Below are 16,553 nucleotides of genomic sequence, written 5' to 3' on the forward strand. Positions count from 1 at the left end.
ACGCCGTTCCGCTCAGCGGTGGGCAGGCTTGCCTGCCGCCAGCTCGTCCCTGGACAGGGAACCGTCCTTGTTGGCGTCGAGGGCGTCGAAGCGCGAGGCCAGGCGGCTGTCCTTCACCTCATTGCGCGACAGGCGACCATCCTTGTTCGCATCCGCCGTCGCGAAACGCGCGTCCATGCGGGCCTGCCTGCGCTGACCGGCCTCGGCACGGCGCGCAGCGTGGGCCTGGTCGATCTCGGCACGGGTCAGCTTGCCATCCTTGTCGGTATCGGCCTTGGCGAACCACGCGTCCCGATGCTGCTTGCCGCGCAGTTCGCGGTCGACGCGATCGATCGCGTCATCCTTGTTGGCATCCAGCGTGTCGAAGCGTTCGGCGAACTTCGGATCGGCTGCCGCCTCGGCACGGCTGACCTTGCCGTCGCCATCCGCGTCCAGCTTCCTGAAGGCGATTCCGCCACGCTCGCCACCGCCATGGCGGCCGGGACCGCGCATGCCCTTGCGTTGCGGGCGTTCCTCGGCGCTGAGCTTGCCGTCGCCATTCTTGTCCAGGTCTGCAAAGCGTTCGGCCAGGCGCGGATGCGCGGCGGCTTCGGCCTTGTCGATCACGCCATCGCTGTTCGCGTCCAGGTTTGCGCGCGCGGGTTCGTGTGCGCCGCCTGCCTGGGTGGCGGCCAGTGCGGAACCGGCACCAAGGGCGGCCAGCACGGCCACGAAAAGCAGGGTCTTGCGGTTCATCGTGTTCTCCTGAAGACGCGGCGCAAGATGCGCCACTGGCAGGGAGAACGCCTGCCTGCGTGCCGGGTTGACGCGCTGACGGGCGCGTTCAGCCGGCGGACGGTCGCGACCCACGCGACGGGAGCGCCGCAGTATGCTGCGGGCATGCCCCACGCCCTCGCCCGCGCGCTGTCGATCTTCGGCCACCCGACGCTGGTGCTGCCGCTGGCGGTGGTGACGCTTGCCCTGGCACGTGGGGAGCGCGTCACCGCAGTCTGGTCGGCAGCGGGATTCGGCGCATTCGCCGCCCTCGTCATGGGCTATTCGGCGTGGCAGGTGCGGCGCGGCCGCTGGGCGCACGTGGACGCCAGCGCGCGCCATGAACGGGGGCATCTGAACCGCTTCCTGTTCGTGGCGCTGGCCGTCGGAGCGGCGCTGGTGGCATGGCGCGGCACGCAGCCGGTGTTCGCGCTGGGCTTGGCGATGTCCGCGGCGATGATCCTGGCTGCAATGGCCACCGCACGCTGGTGCAAGCTGTCGCTGCACATGGCGTTCGCGGTGTTCGCCGCCTGGCTGCTGGGCGAACTCGGCACCCTCTGGACGCTGGCAGCCCTGCTGTTCGCCGTCGCGGTCGCGTGGTCGCGCCTGGCGCTGGAACGGCACGAGCCGCGCGACCTCGTGGCCGGTGCGATCGCGGGGACGCTGGCGGGCGCCGCTCTCTGGCCGCTCGCCGCACGCTGGATGCCATGACCATGGGCGAGAACACCCAACCGATCGACGACCTGCGCCTGTTCCACACGGGCGAACATCCCTGCGGCTACTGGCCCGACCGGGTGGCGCGCGACCTGGTGCTGGATCCGCGCGACCCGCGCCTGCCGCAGCTGTACCCCGACGCGCTGTCGTGGGGCTTCCGCCGCTCGGGCGACATCGTCTACCGCCCGCACTGCCGGCAATGCCGCGCCTGCGTGGCGGTGCGCATTCCGGTGGCGGACTTCGCGCCCGACCGCAGCCAGCGGCGCTGCGCCGCGCGCAATGCCGGCGTGGAAACGCGCATCGTCGCCGCGCTTCGGAGCGACGAGCACCTGGCGCTGTACCAGCGCTACCTGGCCGCGCGGCATCCGCTGGGTGGCATGGACGAGCATGGCGCCATCGAGTTCGACCAGTTCCTGGTGGGCAGCTGGTCGCGTGGCCGCTTCGTGGAACTGCGCGAGGCGGGCGAACTGCTGGCGGTGGCGGTGACCGACGTGATTCCCGGCGCGCTGTCGGCCGTGTACACCTTCTACGACCCCGCACAGGAAGCGCGCAGCCTGGGCACACTGGCCATCCTGCGCCAGATCGAGTGGGCGAAGCGCGACGGCTATTCGCATCTCTACCTCGGCTACTGGATCGACGGTCATCGCAAGATGGACTACAAGCGGCGCTTCCGGCCGCTCGAGCACTTCGACGGCCGCCAGTGGCGCCGCGCCGGGTAGGTGGCGCCAACGCGGGGATGTCATCCGTGCATGGCATCATGGCGGCATGCGAATCCCTGCCGCCCTGTTTCCGATGATCCTCGCCTTGGCCGCCTGCAGCGGCGCCGCCCCGCAGCGCGGCGATACCCCGCCGCACGAGACCCCGATGCGCGTCGCCACGTACAACACCTCGCTGTTCTCGGACGAGGCCGGCGGCCTGATCCGACAGTTGGAAGGCGACGATGCGCATGCGCGCAAGATCGCCGCCGTGCTGCAGAAGATGCGCCCCGACCTGGTGCTGCTGAACGAATTCGACTACGACCCGGCGCATCGCGCGGCCGACCTGTTCCAGCAGCGCTACCTCGAGATCGCCCAACCGGGCGGCGGCGAGGCGCTGCATTACCCGTACCGCTATCTTGCGCCGGTGAATACCGGGGTGCCCAGCGGGCTGGACCTGGACCGCAACGGCAGCGTCGGCGCCCAAGGCCGCGAGCGCGGCAATGACGCCTGGGGCTACGGCCTGCACCCGGGCCAGTACGGCATGCTGGTGCTGTCGCGCTTTCCGATAGACGAGGCCGGCGTGCGCACCTTCCAGTTGTTGCGCTGGAGTGCGCTGCCCGGCGCCACCAATCCGGTCGATCCCACCACCCGACAGCCGTTCTACACCGACCACGTCTGGGCGCAGCTGCGGCTGTCGTCCAAGTCGCACTGGGACGTGCCGGTGCGCACGCCCGGCGGCACAGTGCATTTCCTGGTGTCCCATCCCACGCCGCCGGTGTTCGATGGCCCGGAGAACCGCAACGGACTGCGCAATGCGGACGAGATCCGGCTGTGGCGCGAATACCTGACGCCCGGTGACGCGCCCTGGTTGTGCGACGATCAGGGCCGCTGCGGGGGCTTGCCCGCCGATGCGCGCTTCGTCATCGCCGGCGACCTCAACAACGATCCCGCCGATGGCGACGGCCAGCACGAGGCCATTGTCGAACTGCTCGAACATCCGCGCGTGCTGCGCATGGCCACTCCCCGCAGCGAGGGCGGCGAGGAAACCGCGCTCGCCTATGCCGCCAAGGGCATGCAACGCCGTGGCGCGCCCGCGCACGTCACAGGCGATTTCGGACGCCGCAACGGCGCCCTGCGGCTGGACTACGTGCTGCCATCCACGCGCCTGACGCCGGTGGGCAGCGGCGTATTCTGGCCGAAGAAGAGCGATCCGGACGCCGCCATCGCCGATGGCAGCGATCACCACCTGGTATGGGTGGACCTTACGCTGTAGGCGTCGAGGCGGACGCGGGGGCGACGCGCGGACCGAAACCGAACACGGCTTCGCTCTGCGCCGACACGATCATCCGGATCATGCTGCCGGGCACCATCAGTTCCACCTGCACGTCGTGGCCTTCGGCGTCCTTGCCCACCAGGGTCATTTCGGTGAAGGCGCCGCCGGTGTCGATCTCCCGGCAGAAGATGTGCGGGCCGTCGGGCTGGCTGGTCAGGTAGGGCTTGATCGCTTCGCCCAGGGCGTCGAGCGCCTGCGGGAAAAAGAAAACCGCGTAACCGCCATGGCCGTTCATCGCGCGCACCTCACTTCAGTTCGATGGTGATGGCCGCGGCGGCGGCGCGGGCCTTGGAGCGGGCGATGTCGACGTCCTCGCCCCGCGCCAGCGTCACGCCGACACGACGGTGGCCTTCGACGCGCGGCTTGCCGAACAGGCGCAGCGCGGTGTCGGGCTCCTCCAGCGCGCCTTCCACATTCCCGAACACCGGCACGCCGTGACCGTGCGCCAGCATCGCGCACGAAGCCGACGGGCCGCTCTGGCGGATCACCGGGATCGGCAGACCGAGGATGGCGCGCGCATGCAGCGCGAACTCGGACAGTTCCTGCGAGGCGAGCGTGACCAGGCCGGTATCGTGCGGGCGCGGCGAGACTTCGCTGAACCACACCTCGTCGCCCTTCACGAACAGCTCCACGCCGAACAGCCCCCAGCCGCCCAGGTCGTCGGTCACCGCCCGGGCGATCTGCTGGGCCCGTTCCAGCGCACGCGGCGACATCGGTTGCGGCTGCCAGCTTTCGCGATAGTCCCCATCCTTCTGCCAGTGGCCGATGGGGTCGCAGAACGCGGTGCCTCCGGCATGGCGCACGGTCAGCAAGGTGATCTCGTAATCGAAGTCGATGAAGCCTTCCACGATGCAGCGGCCGGCGCCGGCGCGGCCGCCGGTCTGCGCGTAGTGCCACGCCGGATCGATGTCGGACTCGCTGCGCAGCGTGCTCTGGCCCTTGCCGGAAGAGGACATCACCGGCTTCACCACGCACGGCAGGCCGATGGCGCGCACCGCCTCATGGTATTCGGCCTGCGTGTCGACGAAGCGGTATGGCGAGGTCGGCAGACCCAGCGTTTCGGCGGCGAGCCGGCGGATGCCTTCGCGGTCCATCGTCAGGCGCGCGGCACGTGCGGTCGGGATCACCCGGGCCGCGCCCTCCGCTTCCAGCGCGACCAGCGTCTCGGTGTGGATCGCCTCGATCTCGGGCACGACCAGATGCGGCTGCTCCCGGGCGATCAGGGCACGGATCGCGGTCGGGTCCAGCATGTCCAGTACATGCGAACGGTGCGCCACCTGCATGGCCGGCGCGTCGGCGTAACGGTCGGCCGCGATCACTTCCACGCCCAGCCGCTGCAGCTCGATGGCCACCTCCTTGCCCAGCTCGCCTGACCCGAGCAGCAGGACACGGGTGGCGTGGGGAGACAGCGGCGTTCCGAGCGTGACCATGGGCGAGTTCCAGGAAAGGGGGCGCCAGTGTACCGGCCGGCCCGACGGATGGCGGCCCGGATCGTTGACATCTGATATCAATTTGATATCTGATAAGCGTAAGCCAACCCAGGAGGCCGACCATGCTCCAGGTGATCAAACAGATCCAGCGTCGCTGGCCCGACCATGCGCCCCGGATCATCTGCGGCCTGCTTCTCCTCTCCGTGGCCCTGCTTGCGCTGGGCAGCGGCCTGTCGCTGCGGTAACCCTGTCCCGAGACCAAGACCATGAAAGAGAACGCCAAATCGTCGCTGCCCGGAATTCCCACCCTGCTGGGCCTGCTGGTGCTGGCACTGGGAGTCGCCGCCCTGTTCCTCCATGGCGCCGCCCACAAGCAGCCTGTGCCCATGGTGGTGGCCGCCCTGCTCGGCTTCGTCGTGATGTTCCTGATGGCGGGTCTCTACAAGCTGGAACCCAACCAGTCCGCCGTGCTCAGCCTGTTCGGCAAGTACGTCGGGACGGTGAAGGACAACGGCCTGCGCTGGAACAACCCCTTCTTCAGCAAGCGCAAGGTCTCGCTGCGCATCCGCAACTTCGAAAGCAGCCGGCTGAAGGTCAACGAACTGGATGGCAGCCCCATCGAGATCGCCGCGGTGATCGTGTGGCAGGTGGTGGATTCGGCCGAGGCCGTGTTCAACGTGGACGACTACGAGAGCTTCGTGCACATCCAGTCCGAGGCCGCGTTGCGCGCCATGGCGTCCAGCTACCCCTACGACCAGCATGAGGAAGGCCAGATCGCGTTGCGGAGTCATCCGCAGGAAATTTCCCAACACCTGCAGGAACAGATCGCCGAGCGGCTGGGCAAGGCCGGCGTGGACGTGATCGAAGCGCGCATCAGCCACCTGGCCTATGCGCCGGAGATCGCCCAGGCCATGCTGCAACGCCAGCAGGCCAATGCCGTGATCGCCGCGCGCACGCGCATCGTCGCCGGTGCGGTGGGCATGGTGGAGATGGCCCTGGCCGAACTGCAGAAGAACGACGTGGTGAAGCTGGACGAGGAGCGCAAGGCGCAGATGGTCAGCAACCTGCTGGTGGTGCTGTGCGGTGAACGCGGCACCCAGCCGATCGTCAACACCGGCTCGATCTACTGACGGGCATCACGCCATGCACGCGCTCGCCCCGCTCATCCTCGCGTTTTCCGGCCTGCCCGCGCTGCTCATCGGCGCGTGGGTGAGCCGGGCGCGCGATCCGCGTTCGCGCGGCCTGGCGTTGCACTGGGTGCTGATCGGCCTGGCCATCCAGGGCGGTGCGGTGGGTGTGTACTGGGCGGGCGACGACGAACGCCTCGCCCAGGGCGTGGTGATCGCGATGGTGGTGCTGGTCAACGCGCTGATCGTTTCGATGGTGCTGCAGCTGCGCCGCAGCGGGAAGCGCCGGTGAGCGAGAAGCAGGACAAGAAGGCCTATCCGCTGCGCATCAGCGCCGATGTGCTGACTGCGGCGCAGCGCTGGGCCGACGATGAACTGCGCTCGCTCAACGCGCAGATCGAATACGTGTTGCGCGACGCCTTGCGAAAGGCGGGAAGGTTGCCCCGGACTGGCTCGACGCCGGACGCTCCCAAGAAGGAATCGCCATGAATCCCCGATGGAACCACAAGGTCGTCGAAATCCCGTACAAGATGTTCGCGGGCAAGCTGACCGACCGCATCCAGCAAGAGCTGGACAAGATGAGCGCACAGGGCTGGGAGCTGGTCAGCACGCTCTTCATCGAGCACGAAGTCTCGGTGCGCCTGTTTTTCAAGAAGCCCGCCTGATCCACGACACGGAGCTTTCCCCATGCAGCAGCCGCAGGACTTTCCCGTGGCACCACTGCCTCCGCATGCCAACGGATGGCTGTGGGTGCCGCTGATCCTCGCGGTCGGCGCCTGCGCCGCGGCGATGACGCTGGAAGCGGACACGCCGCCGCTTGCGGCATGGCTGACCCTGCCCTTCATCCTGCTGGTCGGCGTGGCGCTGGCCGTGGCGATGCGACGACGCGCGATCGTCCTGGACAACCGCGAACTGCAGGTCCGCGCCACGTTCTATACGAAGCGGTTCGCCATCGAGTCGATCGACCTGGACAAGGCCCGCGTGGTGAGCCTGGAAGAGCACACGGAGCTTTCGCCCACCCTGAAGACCAACGGCTTCAGCCTGCCCGGATTCAAGGCCGGGCATTTCCGCTTGCGCAACCTCGGCAAGGCCTTCTGCCTGGTCACCGATCGCACGCGCGTGCTGGCGCTGCCCTTGCGGGACGGCAGCCAGGTGCTGGTCAGCCCTGAGCGCCCGGCCGAGCTGCTGGCGCGACTGCGCGAGCTGGCGGCGCCCATGGCCCGCCGCTAAGCTGCGGGCATGCGCCGCCTGCCCGCCCTGCCTCTGAAGTCGGTCCTGCTCAACACGTCGCGGATCGAACTGTGGCCGGCCGACCTGCTGCGCGCGCGCAGCAACGCCGATGCCCGCGTGCTGGCAGGCGCATACGGGGTGCTGCGCCGCAAGCAGGATGGCCGCTACCTGGCGGCGGTGTCCGCGCGCGGCGTGCATCCGCTGGCGACCGGCCTGCCGCGCCAACCCGGCCTGGACGAGGCGTGGGACGCCCTGGACCGCTTCGAATCGGCCACCCGCGGTTTCGACGCCGATGCCCAGGGCGCGCTGCCGCTGCACGCCCTGCAGGAACGCCTGCATGCCCTGGGACTGGACGATGCGGCCTACGCCGAACGCACCGGCCTGACCCTGGTCGCCGAACCGGCCGCTCTCGCCTTCGCAGGACGCGACCGCTACCGCCGCCCGCTCTGGCTGACGCGCTCCGCTGGGCGCGGATGGCAGGCAATGCGCGCCGCCGCCGCACGCGACGGCGTGATGCTGGAGGCCATCTCCGGCTATCGCAGCCACGACTACCAACTCGGCATCTTCGAGCGCAAGCGCGCGCGCGGACAAAGTGTCGAGGAGATCCTCCACGTCAACGCCGCGCCCGGCTACAGCGAACACCACAGCGGCCGCGCGCTCGACATCGGTACGCCGGGCGAACCGCCCGCCGAGGAGTCCTTCGAGCACACCACCGCTTTCGCCTGGCTCACCCGGCACGCCAGCGATTTCGGCTTCGTCATGAGTTACCCGCGTGGCAACCCGCACGGCATCGTGTATGAGCCGTGGCATTGGTGCTTCGCTGGACGGTGGCCCGCTTGACGGGCAGAGGGGGAGCGGACACTCTCGCTCTGGGGCGTGCACTCCGCCATCGTCGACAGTATCGACGGGGCGTGCGTGTAACGGACCGCCTCTCCATGGAAAGGAATAATCTCGATGAACCCATCCAACCCTTACGAAAGCCCTGCAGCCGTCATCACGGAAACACGTCTGCCGCTGGAACGTGACGTTCCCGAGGAGATTTCGCATCCCATCAAGCATGGCTGGGTGGCGGCATGCGTCTCTTGCGCCATGACGTTGATCGTCACCCTGATCGCACTCTCCGGCGATTCAGCGGGAAACACCGATGCCGCCTGGAACTTTGTCGATGTCGCCCTGATCGCCGGACTCGCCTTCGGCATCTACAAACGCAGCCGCACAGCCGCCACCCTCATGCTCGCCTACTTCGTCCTGTCGAAGGTGCTGATCATGATCGACACGGGCAAGCCCTCCGGACTGGTGCTGGGCTTGTTGTTCGCGATCTTCTACTTCCGCGCGATGACGGCGACATTCCGCTACCACCGTTTCCTTCGCGAGTGGAAGCGCAACCCGCCGGCGCCGAAGCGCCCACTGAGCGAAGACCCGCTGTTCGCGCCGAAGGCCAGCGACACCTGACGTCGCCTCAATCCTGCGACCGCTTCGTCGCCGTCTTCACTTCGGTGCCGAAATCGGCGATGCGCCACAGGTACAGCGCCGCGTAGGTGCGATAGGGGCCCCACTTCTCGCCGCGCGCCAGCAGTTCCTTCGGCGTGGGCATGACCTCCTGCCGGTCGACGAACTGCGCGCCCTTGCGCACCCCCAGGTCGTCGATCGGCAGCACGTCCGGGCGGCCCAGGCGGAACATCAGCATCATTTCCACCGTCCAGCGGCCAATGCCGCGGATGGGCACCAGCGCGGTGACGATGTCGTCTTCGCTCATCACCGACATCTGCCGGAGAGTCGGGATCTCGCCCCGCTGCTCACGCGCCGCCAGGTCGCGCAATGCCAGCGTCTTGTTGCCCGAGACGCCGCAGGCCCGCAAGGCCGCGTCATCGATGCGTCCCAGGGTGTCGAAGTGCAGCCGCGTGCTGCCGATGGCCGCTTCCACGCGACCGACGATTGTCGCCGCCGCCTTGCCGCTGAGCTGCTGGTAGAGGATCGCGCGCGCCAGTGCATCCACCGGATCGAACGGTTTGCGCCAGGTCGGTTGCGGTTCGATGTAACCGATCCGCTTCATCCAGGTGCCGAGCTTGCGGTCGCGCCGGCTCAGGTGGTCCCAGGCCTGCTCGGTATCGAAGCCGCGCGCGTGCCGGGGCATGTCAGCGGCGGATGGCGTCGATCGCCCACAGCACCCAGCCCAGCATCAGCATGATGCCGCCGGCCGGCGCCAGCCGCGTGCTGGTTCCGACCATGGCTCCGGCGACCAGGCTGCCTGCGAACAGCAGCGTGCCCAGCAACAGCAGGGACAGTGCGGCCTTGCCCATGCGACGCGTGGTCCCCGCGCCCAGCGCCGCCAGCGCCAGGCCATGCCCGAAGCCGAACAGGGCCGCCGTCTGCAGGTTCGACTGCGCCTGCCCATCGCCGACGCCGTGAGACGCGTAGGCCGACAGCCCGACCGCGGCAGCGGCCAGCAGGCCGCCGCACAGGGCCAGGAAGGAGGGTTTGCGTTGACGCCGGTCGTAGTTCATGGATTCAGCGGACCTCGCGGGGAGACCGGCATCCTGCCAGTGGCGGAAGGCATTGCGGAAAACCGATGGCCGGAAACGCAACGCGCCGCATGAAGCGGCGCGTTGGAAGCGTACCTGTCATCGCGGATGCAGGCCCGGGCGGTGTTACTGCTTGACCGCCCAGTAGATGTCGAACTTGCCGTCGGCCTCGAAGGCACCGTCGACGCCGGACTTCCAGGACTCGAACGGACGATCGACCACTTCGTGGCCGGCGGTGACCGCCCAGGCGCGCAGCGCGTTGCGCTGGTTGTCCAGTTCGGCCATGTAGCCGGTGTAGCTGGCGAAGGCGAGCTTGCGCGGCTCGGAGCGCACGTACTCGACCGGGGCGCCCGACGGAATGGTGACCTTCAGCTCACCGGCGGAAGCGACCGGGGCCGGCGCGGCGGCCGGGGCGGCTTCGCCCTCGGCGGCGGCATCGGCCTTCGGCGCGGCCGTACCCTTGCGGACCGGCTGGGCGACGTCGAAGGCGTACTTCTCGGAACCGTAGTCGGTGGTGATGATGCGCACCGGACCGGCGGCCACCAGGCCGTTGGCCTCCATCACGCGCTTGATCCACTCCTGGTTCTGCTTGATCGAGGCCTTGATGGCGTCATTGGTGCGGTCGATGTTGCCGGCGTTCACCACCAGCAGGTCCTCGGCGGGCAGCTCGACCAGCTTCAGGTCGGTCAGCGGGCTGCCTTCGGTGCGGTAGTCGAAGTTCGGCACGGTGGCCAGCATGTTGGTCAGCTTGGACAGGCCGGCCTTGACCGCATCGCCGACGTGACGGCTGACGTACATGCCGGCATAGCGTCCGATCAGGTTCCAGCCGTAGGTGACCTCATAGGACTGGGTGATCTTGACGTTGCGGTTGTTCTTGCCTGTGGGCTCCAGCGCGAAGGTGCTGCGCTTGTCGGTACCCATGCGCTTGTCGTTGATCGCATAGACGATCTTGCCCGGGCCGCCGGTCGGGGCGGGACGCTCGCTCTCGACGATCTCCCAGCTGCCCTGGCCCCAGGCCGGGTTGGCGGAGTTGAAGTCGACCTTGGCGCCGACGCCGGTATTGTCTTCGCCACCGGAGTAGCTGAGTTCGTTGGCCGCGCTCGGAACCAGCGGGTTCCAGTCCTTCAGTCGGCGCACGTTGTTCAGCGTGTCGAACACGATGGTCATGCGGCGGTTGGTCTCGACGCTTTCCTGCAATTCGCGCGAGGACGGCAGGATCAGGCCGATCACCAGAAACAGCGCCAGGACCAGCGCCAACGCAATCACGAACTCGATCAAACGGGTCATTCAGGAGTCTCCGGGGGCCGGTGCCTCGGCCGTGAAAAAAATGCACCGCGCATCCTAGCAGGGTTGCCGGGCTTCGCGCAGCCCATCTGACACCGGTTGGCCGCCCTATTCCGGGGCGTATGGAACCCCTTACCGGTCGCGACCCGCGTGCCGCTGCGAATCCCGTGCGATGGCGTGCCCTGGCGTGAAACGAAGGCCACGCCGCGTGCATCACCCGGTTCCGCGGACGGCGCACCCCCCCCGCACGGCGGAGCCTGGCCCGGCCGCCCTGCTCAGACGAGCTGCAGTTCGAAGGCCTTCAACACCGCCCGGGTACGGTCGCGCACGCCCAGCTTGGACAGGATGTTGGACACGTGGTTCTTGATGGTGCCCTCCGCCACGCCCAGTGAATTGGCGATCTCCTTGTTGGAGAAGCCGCTGGCCATCAGCCGGAGGATCTCCGTCTCGCGGTCGGTCAGCGGATCCGGGCGGTCCAGGCTGACGAATTCGTTGCGCATATGCTCCAGGCCGGAGAGCAGGCGCTGGGTGACGGCAGGCTGCACCAGCGAGCCGCCATCGGCCACGGTACGGATGGCGCCGACAAGCTGCTCCAGCGAGACATCCTTCAGCAGGTAGCCCTTGGCGCCCGCCTTCAGGCCAGCCAGCACCAGCTGGTCGTCGTCGAACGTGGTCAGGATGATGGTCGGCGGCAGCTGGCCCGCCCGAGCCAGGGCCTGGAGCGCCTCCAGACCGGACATCACCGGCATGCGCATGTCCATCAGCACGACATCCGGCTTCACCTGCGGCACCAGGTCGACGGCCTGCTTGCCGTCGGCGGCTTCGGCCACGACCTCGATGCCGTCGTCCAGCGCCAGCAGGGAGCGGATGCCCTGGCGCACCAGGGTTTGATCGTCGACCAGACAGACACGGATCACGGGGTTCCTCCGGAGCTGAGCTCGGGTGTGGGTTCGGGTGGGGAAACGGGAAGCGGCGTGAAGGCCGGCGCGGCCTCGCTGACGGGCAGCACGATATGCAGGCAGAAGCCATGCCCGGGCCGCGTTTCGATGCGCAGCGCGCCGCCGTACTGGGCCAGGCGTTCACGCATGCCGGTCAGGCCGTTGCCGGCCACTACCTGCGGGCTGCCGGCACCGTCGTCGCGGGCATCGATCAGGATCCTCGCACCGTCGCGCCGGCAGTGCAGCCACAGGTTGCGCGCGCCGGCATGGCGCACGGTATTGGTGATGATCTCCTGGGTGCAGCGCAGCAGGACATGGGCCCGGTGCGGGTCCTCCAGCGTCAGCGGCTCCTCGATGTCCATGTGGATCGCGAGCGAGGGGACCTTCTCGGCCAGCGGCACCAGTGCCGCACCCAGGTCGATCGCGCCACTGTCGCGCAACTGGCTGACGGCTTCGCGCACGTCGGTCAGCAGCAGCCTGGCCAGGGTATGCGCCTGGCGCACGTGCTCCTGCGCCCTCCCCTCGGTCATGTGGCCGGCCACTTCCAGGTTCAGGCTGAGGGCGGTCAGGTGGTGCCCCAGCAGGTCGTGGAGTTCACGGGAGATGCGCGTGCGCTCGTTCACGCGAGCGCTTTCGGCCAGCAGCACGCGGGTGGCGCGCAACTCGGCGTTGAGACGGCGCTGCTCCTCGCGTGCCTGGGCCTGCTGGCGCGCGACGTAGGTGGTGATCATCACGAAGGCGGCAAAGCCCACGTAAAACATGGACTGGAACAGGGCCTCCCAGAACGTGAACTGGTCCCGGGTCATCGTCATGAAGGCCGGCACCAGGGCCACGTGGGCCGCGATCAGCCAGGCCATGGCATAGCGCAGGTCGAGCAGCCACGGCAGCACGCCGGCCATGATCATCAGCAGGACCGCGCCCAGGCCCGTCTCGGTGTAGACGCCCACCCCGATGGCCGCGGCCGTCAGCACCATGGCCAGCGGGATGTTCCATGCCAGAGGAAGCCCGTCCCGACGGCCATCCAGCACGCGGGTCGCCAGCCAGTAGCAACCACCGAAGCTCAGGTAGCTGAGCGCCGCCATCGGGATGTTGACGGGTTGCCCATTCGGCGGCGGCACCACGACATTGAGGATGATGGGAATCCCCACCAGGGCCCAGGTGTAGAGGCCGGCGGCGCGCAGCAGGCGGGTGTGGCTGAGTCGTCCCAACATCCGGGCATCTTAGGCGGAATCGCCCGCACCCATGTCCCAACTAAAGTCATGCCGGGCCTGGCGCACGGGACCGCGGGGTTCATCCGCGGCTCACCCGGCGCCTGTCCGGTGCTGCGGCAGCATGCGATAATCCGGGCTTGGCTGCGTGCCGCCCTGCAAGACCCGTTCGGAGTCAGGTAATGTCGATTGTCATCCGCGACGTGCGCGAGCACGAGCTGGATTCCGTCCTAGCCCTCAACAACAATGCCGGACTGGCGATCCTGCCGCTGGATTCGGCCAAGGTCCGCCGCTTCTACGAGACCGCCGAGTACTTCCGCGTCGCCGAGCGCGACGGCAACCTGGCCGGCTTCCTGGTCGGCTTCGGTTCCGGGGCCGCCCACGACAGCAGCAACTTCGCCTGGTTCGGCGAGCGCTACCCGCAGTTCTTCTACATCGACCGCATCGTGGTGGCCAGCCGCCGTCGCGGCGGTGGCGTGGGCCGCGCCTTCTACGCCGACGTGCAGAGCTATGCCGAACTGCGCTACCCGCAGCTGGCGTGCGAGGTGTTCCTCGACCACGGCGCCGATCCGGCACTGCTGTTCCATGGCAGCTTCGGCTTCCGCGAGGTGGGCCAGCACGTGATGGCCGAGGCGAATGTCCGCGCCAGCATGCTGATGAAGGAGCTGTGCAGCTACCCCTGGGTGCACGACACCTACGGCGACAGCCTGCCCGACGTCGCCTGGGCCCGCACCCGCCTGCAGGCCGATGCCGGCGTCCAGCGGCCGACCGGAACATGAGCGTGACGCGAGCCCCCATGGACTACGAACAGGCCGGCGAACTGAAGATCGGCCAGGTCGGCATCGCCAACCTCCGCATCCGTACCCTCGACGTGGACCAGCTGATCCGCGAAATGCGCGAACGGGTCGAGCGCGCCCCCAAGCTGTTCGGCCGTGCCGCCGTGATCGTGGATTTCGGCGGCCTGAGCCGCCTGCCCGATGCCGACACCGCGCGCGCGCTGATCGACGGCCTGCGCGGCGCCGGGGTCATCCCGGTGGCGCTGGCGTATGGCACCCGCGATACCGAAACCCTGGCCGAACAGCTGGGCCTGCCTCTCCTGGCCAAGTTCCGCGCCCAGTACGAACCTGTCGGAGGCGCTTCGGCCCCGACCGCGTCCGCCCCGCGCCCGGTCGCATCCGATGCTGCGCCTGCGAAGGCGGCGCCGGCGCCCGCCGCGCCGAAGGCGGCCGACATCAAGCCCGGCCTCGTCCAGAAGACACCCGTGCGCTCCGGCCAGCAGCTCTACGCCGAGAACCGCGACCTGACCGTGCTCAGCACCGTCGGCGCGGGCGCCGAGGTCATTTCCGACGGTTCCATCCACGTCTATGGCGCGCTGCGCGGCCGCGCCCTCGCCGGTGCGCGCGGCAATGCCGACGCGCGCATCTTCTGCCGTGAATTCCATGCCGAACTGGTCGCCGTCGCCGGCCACTACAAGGTGATGGAGGAAGTACCCAAGGAACTGCGCGGCAAGGCCGTGCAGATCTGGCTGGACCAGGACCAACTCAAGATCGCCGCGCAGGACTGATGCGCGGCTCCGACCGAACATAAGAACGACCAAGGAGAACACCGTTGGCTGAAATCATCGTAGTCACGTCCGGCAAGGGCGGCGTGGGCAAGACCACCACCAGCGCCAGCATCGCGTGCGGGCTGGCCCGCCGCGGCAAGAAGGTCGCGGTCATCGACTTCGACGTCGGCCTGCGCAACCTGGACCTCATCATGGGCTGCGAGCGCCGCGTGGTGTACGACTTCGTCAACGTCACCCAGGGCGAGGCCACGCTGAAGCAGGCCCTGATCAAGGACAAGCGGTTCGAGACGCTGTTCGTGCTGGCCGCGTCGCAGACGCGCGACAAGGACGCGCTGACGAAGGAAGGCGTGGAGAAGGTGCTGAAGGACCTGTCCGACGACGGCTTCGACTTCGTCGTGTGCGACTCGCCGGCCGGCATCGAGAAGGGCGCGTTCCTGGCGATGTACTTCGCCGACCAGGCCATCGTGGTGGTCAATCCGGAAGTCTCCTCGGTGCGCGACTCCGACCGCATCCTCGGTCTGCTGGATTCCAAGACCCGCCGCGCCGAGAACGGCGAACCGCTGAAGGCCAACCTGCTGCTCACCCGCTACAACCCGGCGCGCGTGGAGGGCGGCGAGATGCTCAGCATCAAGGACGTGGAGGAAGTGCTGGGCCTGAAGACCCTCGGCGTGATTCCCGAATCCGGCGATGTGCTCAACGCGTCCAACAAGGGCGAACCGGTCATTCTCGACCTGGAGTCGCCGGCCGGCCAGGCTTACGACGACACCGTCGCGCGCCTGCTGGGCGAAGACCGCCCGCTGCGCTTCACCACCCTGGAGAAGAAGGGCTTCTTCAGCAAGTTGTTCGGAGGTTGAGCATGGGCCTGTTCGATTTCCTGAAGGCGAAGAAAAACACCGCCGAAACCGCCAAGAACCGCCTGCAGATCATCATCGCGCAGGAGCGCAGCTCGCGGGGGGCGCCCGACTATCTGCCATTGCTGCGTCGCGAACTGCTTGAAGTGATCAAGAAGTACGTCAACGTCGATGTCGATGCGGTCAAGGTCGACCTGATCAAGGACGGCGACCACGACGTGCTCGACATTTCGGTGGCGCTGCCGGAAGGCAACACCTGACCGGACCGGGCTGCTCGTAGGAGCGCCCCATGGGCGCGATGCTTTTCGATGCGTGGTGGAAAACAGAAGCATCGCGCCCATGGGGCGCTCCTACAGGTGTTTTCCCATGATGGCTGACTCTTCCGACGCCGCCCCACCCGACGTGCTCCGGGTGCGCGACCTGCCGCCCGGCGCTGCCGATGCCCTGCTGGCGTCCCATGGCCTGCAGCTCCATTTCGTCGGGGACGACGCGCCGATCCCGGGCAGCTTCTGGGGCGAGCCGGAGGCCGGCGTGATCGCCCATAACGTCTACGTGCGCGGCGATACGCCCGTCCATTCGATGCTGCATGAAGCCTGCCACCTGATCGTGCTTCCGGCCGAACGGCGCGCGCAGGTGCACACCGACGCCACCGATTCGGTGATCGAAGAGGATGCCACCTGCTGCCTGCAGATCATCCTGGCCGACGACCTGCCGGGCGTGGGTCGCCACCGGCTGATGGCCGACATGGATGCCTGGGGGTATACCTACCGATTGGGCTCCACCCGGGCGTGGTTCGAGCAGGATGCCGACGACGCCCGCGCCTTCCTCAAGGAGCGCGGGCTGCCGCATCGCTGAGGCTGGGCGCCCCCACTTGCCGCCCCCGCCGCCCCTCACTACCCTT

At 68.2% G+C, this 16,553-nt stretch carries 24 protein-coding genes; 16 read left to right on the plus strand and 8 right to left on the minus strand.

The features are described 5' to 3' along the window. Positions 1-12: 12 nt before the first annotated feature. Complete coding sequence (locus V8246_RS01600; protein WP_336187620.1) at positions 13-735, minus strand: EF-hand domain-containing protein; 723 nt, start codon at positions 733-735, stop codon at positions 13-15. Positions 736-879: 144 nt separating this feature from the next. On the opposite strand from V8246_RS01600, the gene V8246_RS01605 reads away from it, so the two are divergent. From V8246_RS01605 to V8246_RS01615, 3 genes are read left to right on the plus strand one after another with little or no spacing between them, the layout of a single operon-like run. Then, the gene (locus V8246_RS01605; RefSeq protein ID WP_336187621.1) at positions 880-1,464 is read left to right on the plus strand and encodes a phosphatase PAP2 family protein; all 585 of its coding nucleotides are present in this window, start codon (positions 880-882) and stop codon (positions 1,462-1,464) included. Beyond that, positions 1,461-2,186 (plus strand): arginyltransferase, encoded by a 726-nt coding sequence (locus V8246_RS01610; RefSeq protein WP_336187622.1) that lies wholly within the window; start codon positions 1,461-1,463, stop codon positions 2,184-2,186. The genes V8246_RS01605 and V8246_RS01610 overlap by 4 nt, the downstream gene beginning before the upstream one ends. 46 nt (positions 2,187-2,232) lie before the next feature. After that, positions 2,233-3,438 carry an endonuclease/exonuclease/phosphatase family protein gene (locus V8246_RS01615; protein WP_336187623.1) on the plus strand — a complete coding sequence of 402 codons (1,206 nt, stop codon included), beginning with the start codon at positions 2,233-2,235 and terminating at the stop codon, positions 3,436-3,438. On the opposite strand, the gene V8246_RS01620 is transcribed toward V8246_RS01615, so the two are convergent. Both V8246_RS01620 and purT read right to left on the minus strand, forming a co-directional pair. Further along, complete coding sequence (locus tag V8246_RS01620; protein ID WP_336187625.1) at positions 3,428-3,733, minus strand: hypothetical protein; 306 nt, start codon at positions 3,731-3,733, stop codon at positions 3,428-3,430. The genes V8246_RS01615 and V8246_RS01620 overlap by 11 nt on opposite strands. Before the next feature lie 10 nt (positions 3,734-3,743). Beyond that, entirely contained in the window at positions 3,744-4,928 is a 1,185-nt protein-coding gene (gene purT, locus V8246_RS01625) for a formate-dependent phosphoribosylglycinamide formyltransferase (protein WP_336187626.1), read from the minus strand. A 122-nt stretch (positions 4,929-5,050) separates the two neighbouring features. On the opposite strand from purT, the gene V8246_RS01630 reads away from it, so the two are divergent. From V8246_RS01630 to V8246_RS01665, 8 genes are all read left to right on the plus strand, one after another. Then, positions 5,051-5,173 carry a hypothetical protein gene (locus tag V8246_RS01630; RefSeq protein WP_336187627.1) on the plus strand — a complete coding sequence of 41 codons (123 nt, stop codon included), beginning with the start codon at positions 5,051-5,053 and terminating at the stop codon, positions 5,171-5,173. A 21-nt stretch (positions 5,174-5,194) separates the two neighbouring features. Further along, positions 5,195-6,058, plus strand: a complete 864-nt coding sequence (locus V8246_RS01635) for an SPFH domain-containing protein (RefSeq protein WP_336187628.1) — start codon at positions 5,195-5,197, stop codon at positions 6,056-6,058. Positions 6,059-6,071: 13 nt separating this feature from the next. Further along, complete coding sequence (locus tag V8246_RS01640; protein ID WP_336187629.1) at positions 6,072-6,347, plus strand: hypothetical protein; 276 nt, start codon at positions 6,072-6,074, stop codon at positions 6,345-6,347. Then, positions 6,344-6,544 carry an Arc family DNA binding domain-containing protein gene (locus V8246_RS01645; protein ID WP_336187630.1) on the plus strand — a complete coding sequence of 67 codons (201 nt, stop codon included), beginning with the start codon at positions 6,344-6,346 and terminating at the stop codon, positions 6,542-6,544. The genes V8246_RS01640 and V8246_RS01645 overlap by 4 nt, the downstream gene beginning before the upstream one ends. Next, positions 6,541-6,720 (plus strand): DUF4177 domain-containing protein, encoded by a 180-nt coding sequence (locus V8246_RS01650; protein ID WP_336187631.1) that lies wholly within the window; start codon positions 6,541-6,543, stop codon positions 6,718-6,720. Before V8246_RS01645 ends, V8246_RS01650 begins: the two co-directional genes overlap by 4 nt. 46 nt (positions 6,721-6,766) lie before the next feature. Next, positions 6,767-7,285, plus strand: coding sequence for a PH domain-containing protein (locus V8246_RS01655; protein WP_336187632.1), 519 nt, complete (start codon positions 6,767-6,769; stop codon positions 7,283-7,285). 9 nt (positions 7,286-7,294) lie between these two features. Beyond that, positions 7,295-8,125 carry a M15 family metallopeptidase gene (locus V8246_RS01660; RefSeq protein WP_336187633.1) on the plus strand — a complete coding sequence of 277 codons (831 nt, stop codon included), beginning with the start codon at positions 7,295-7,297 and terminating at the stop codon, positions 8,123-8,125. Positions 8,126-8,239: 114 nt separating this feature from the next. Beyond that, a complete protein-coding gene (locus tag V8246_RS01665) occupies positions 8,240-8,737 on the plus strand; it encodes a hypothetical protein (protein ID WP_336187634.1) in 498 nt (165 codons plus the stop codon). Positions 8,738-8,744: 7 nt separating this feature from the next. On the opposite strand, the gene V8246_RS01670 is transcribed toward V8246_RS01665, so the two are convergent. From V8246_RS01670 to V8246_RS01690, 5 genes are all read right to left on the minus strand, one after another. Then, entirely contained in the window at positions 8,745-9,419 is a 675-nt protein-coding gene (locus V8246_RS01670) for a DNA-3-methyladenine glycosylase (protein ID WP_336187635.1), read from the minus strand. A gap of 1 nt (position 9,420) precedes the next feature. Beyond that, complete coding sequence (locus V8246_RS01675) at positions 9,421-9,789, minus strand: DUF423 domain-containing protein (RefSeq protein WP_185895634.1); 369 nt, start codon at positions 9,787-9,789, stop codon at positions 9,421-9,423. Between the two features lie 144 nt (positions 9,790-9,933). Then, on the minus strand, positions 9,934-11,094 hold the full coding sequence (locus V8246_RS01680) for a polyketide cyclase (RefSeq protein WP_313222592.1): 1,161 nt from the start codon (positions 11,092-11,094) through the stop codon (positions 9,934-9,936). Between the two features lie 272 nt (positions 11,095-11,366). Then, complete coding sequence (locus tag V8246_RS01685) at positions 11,367-12,008, minus strand: response regulator transcription factor (RefSeq protein ID WP_162109974.1); 642 nt, start codon at positions 12,006-12,008, stop codon at positions 11,367-11,369. Further along, entirely contained in the window at positions 12,005-13,240 is a 1,236-nt protein-coding gene (locus V8246_RS01690; RefSeq protein WP_336187636.1) for a sensor histidine kinase, read from the minus strand. The genes V8246_RS01685 and V8246_RS01690 overlap by 4 nt, the downstream gene beginning before the upstream one ends. Before the next feature lie 179 nt (positions 13,241-13,419). Between V8246_RS01690 and V8246_RS01695 the strand changes: the two genes are divergently transcribed. From V8246_RS01695 to V8246_RS01715, 5 genes are all read left to right on the plus strand, one after another. Continuing rightward, positions 13,420-14,016, plus strand: a complete 597-nt coding sequence (locus V8246_RS01695; RefSeq protein WP_336187637.1) for a GNAT family N-acetyltransferase — start codon at positions 13,420-13,422, stop codon at positions 14,014-14,016. Beyond that, entirely contained in the window at positions 14,013-14,801 is a 789-nt protein-coding gene (gene minC / locus V8246_RS01700; protein ID WP_244966546.1) for a septum site-determining protein MinC, read from the plus strand. Before V8246_RS01695 ends, minC begins: the two co-directional genes overlap by 4 nt. Positions 14,802-14,845: 44 nt before the next feature. After that, complete coding sequence (gene minD / locus V8246_RS01705) at positions 14,846-15,655, plus strand: septum site-determining protein MinD (RefSeq protein ID WP_336187639.1); 810 nt, start codon at positions 14,846-14,848, stop codon at positions 15,653-15,655. Between the two features lie 2 nt (positions 15,656-15,657). Continuing rightward, positions 15,658-15,912 (plus strand): cell division topological specificity factor MinE, encoded by a 255-nt coding sequence (gene minE, locus V8246_RS01710; protein WP_093296824.1) that lies wholly within the window; start codon positions 15,658-15,660, stop codon positions 15,910-15,912. A 109-nt stretch (positions 15,913-16,021) separates the two neighbouring features. Then, positions 16,022-16,507, plus strand: a complete 486-nt coding sequence (locus V8246_RS01715) for a hypothetical protein (RefSeq protein WP_336188308.1) — start codon at positions 16,022-16,024, stop codon at positions 16,505-16,507. Positions 16,508-16,553: the final 46 nt, after the last annotated feature.

Source organism: Pseudoxanthomonas sp. F11 (assembly GCF_037046485.1).
Lineage (GTDB): Bacteria > Pseudomonadota > Gammaproteobacteria > Xanthomonadales > Xanthomonadaceae > Pseudoxanthomonas_A.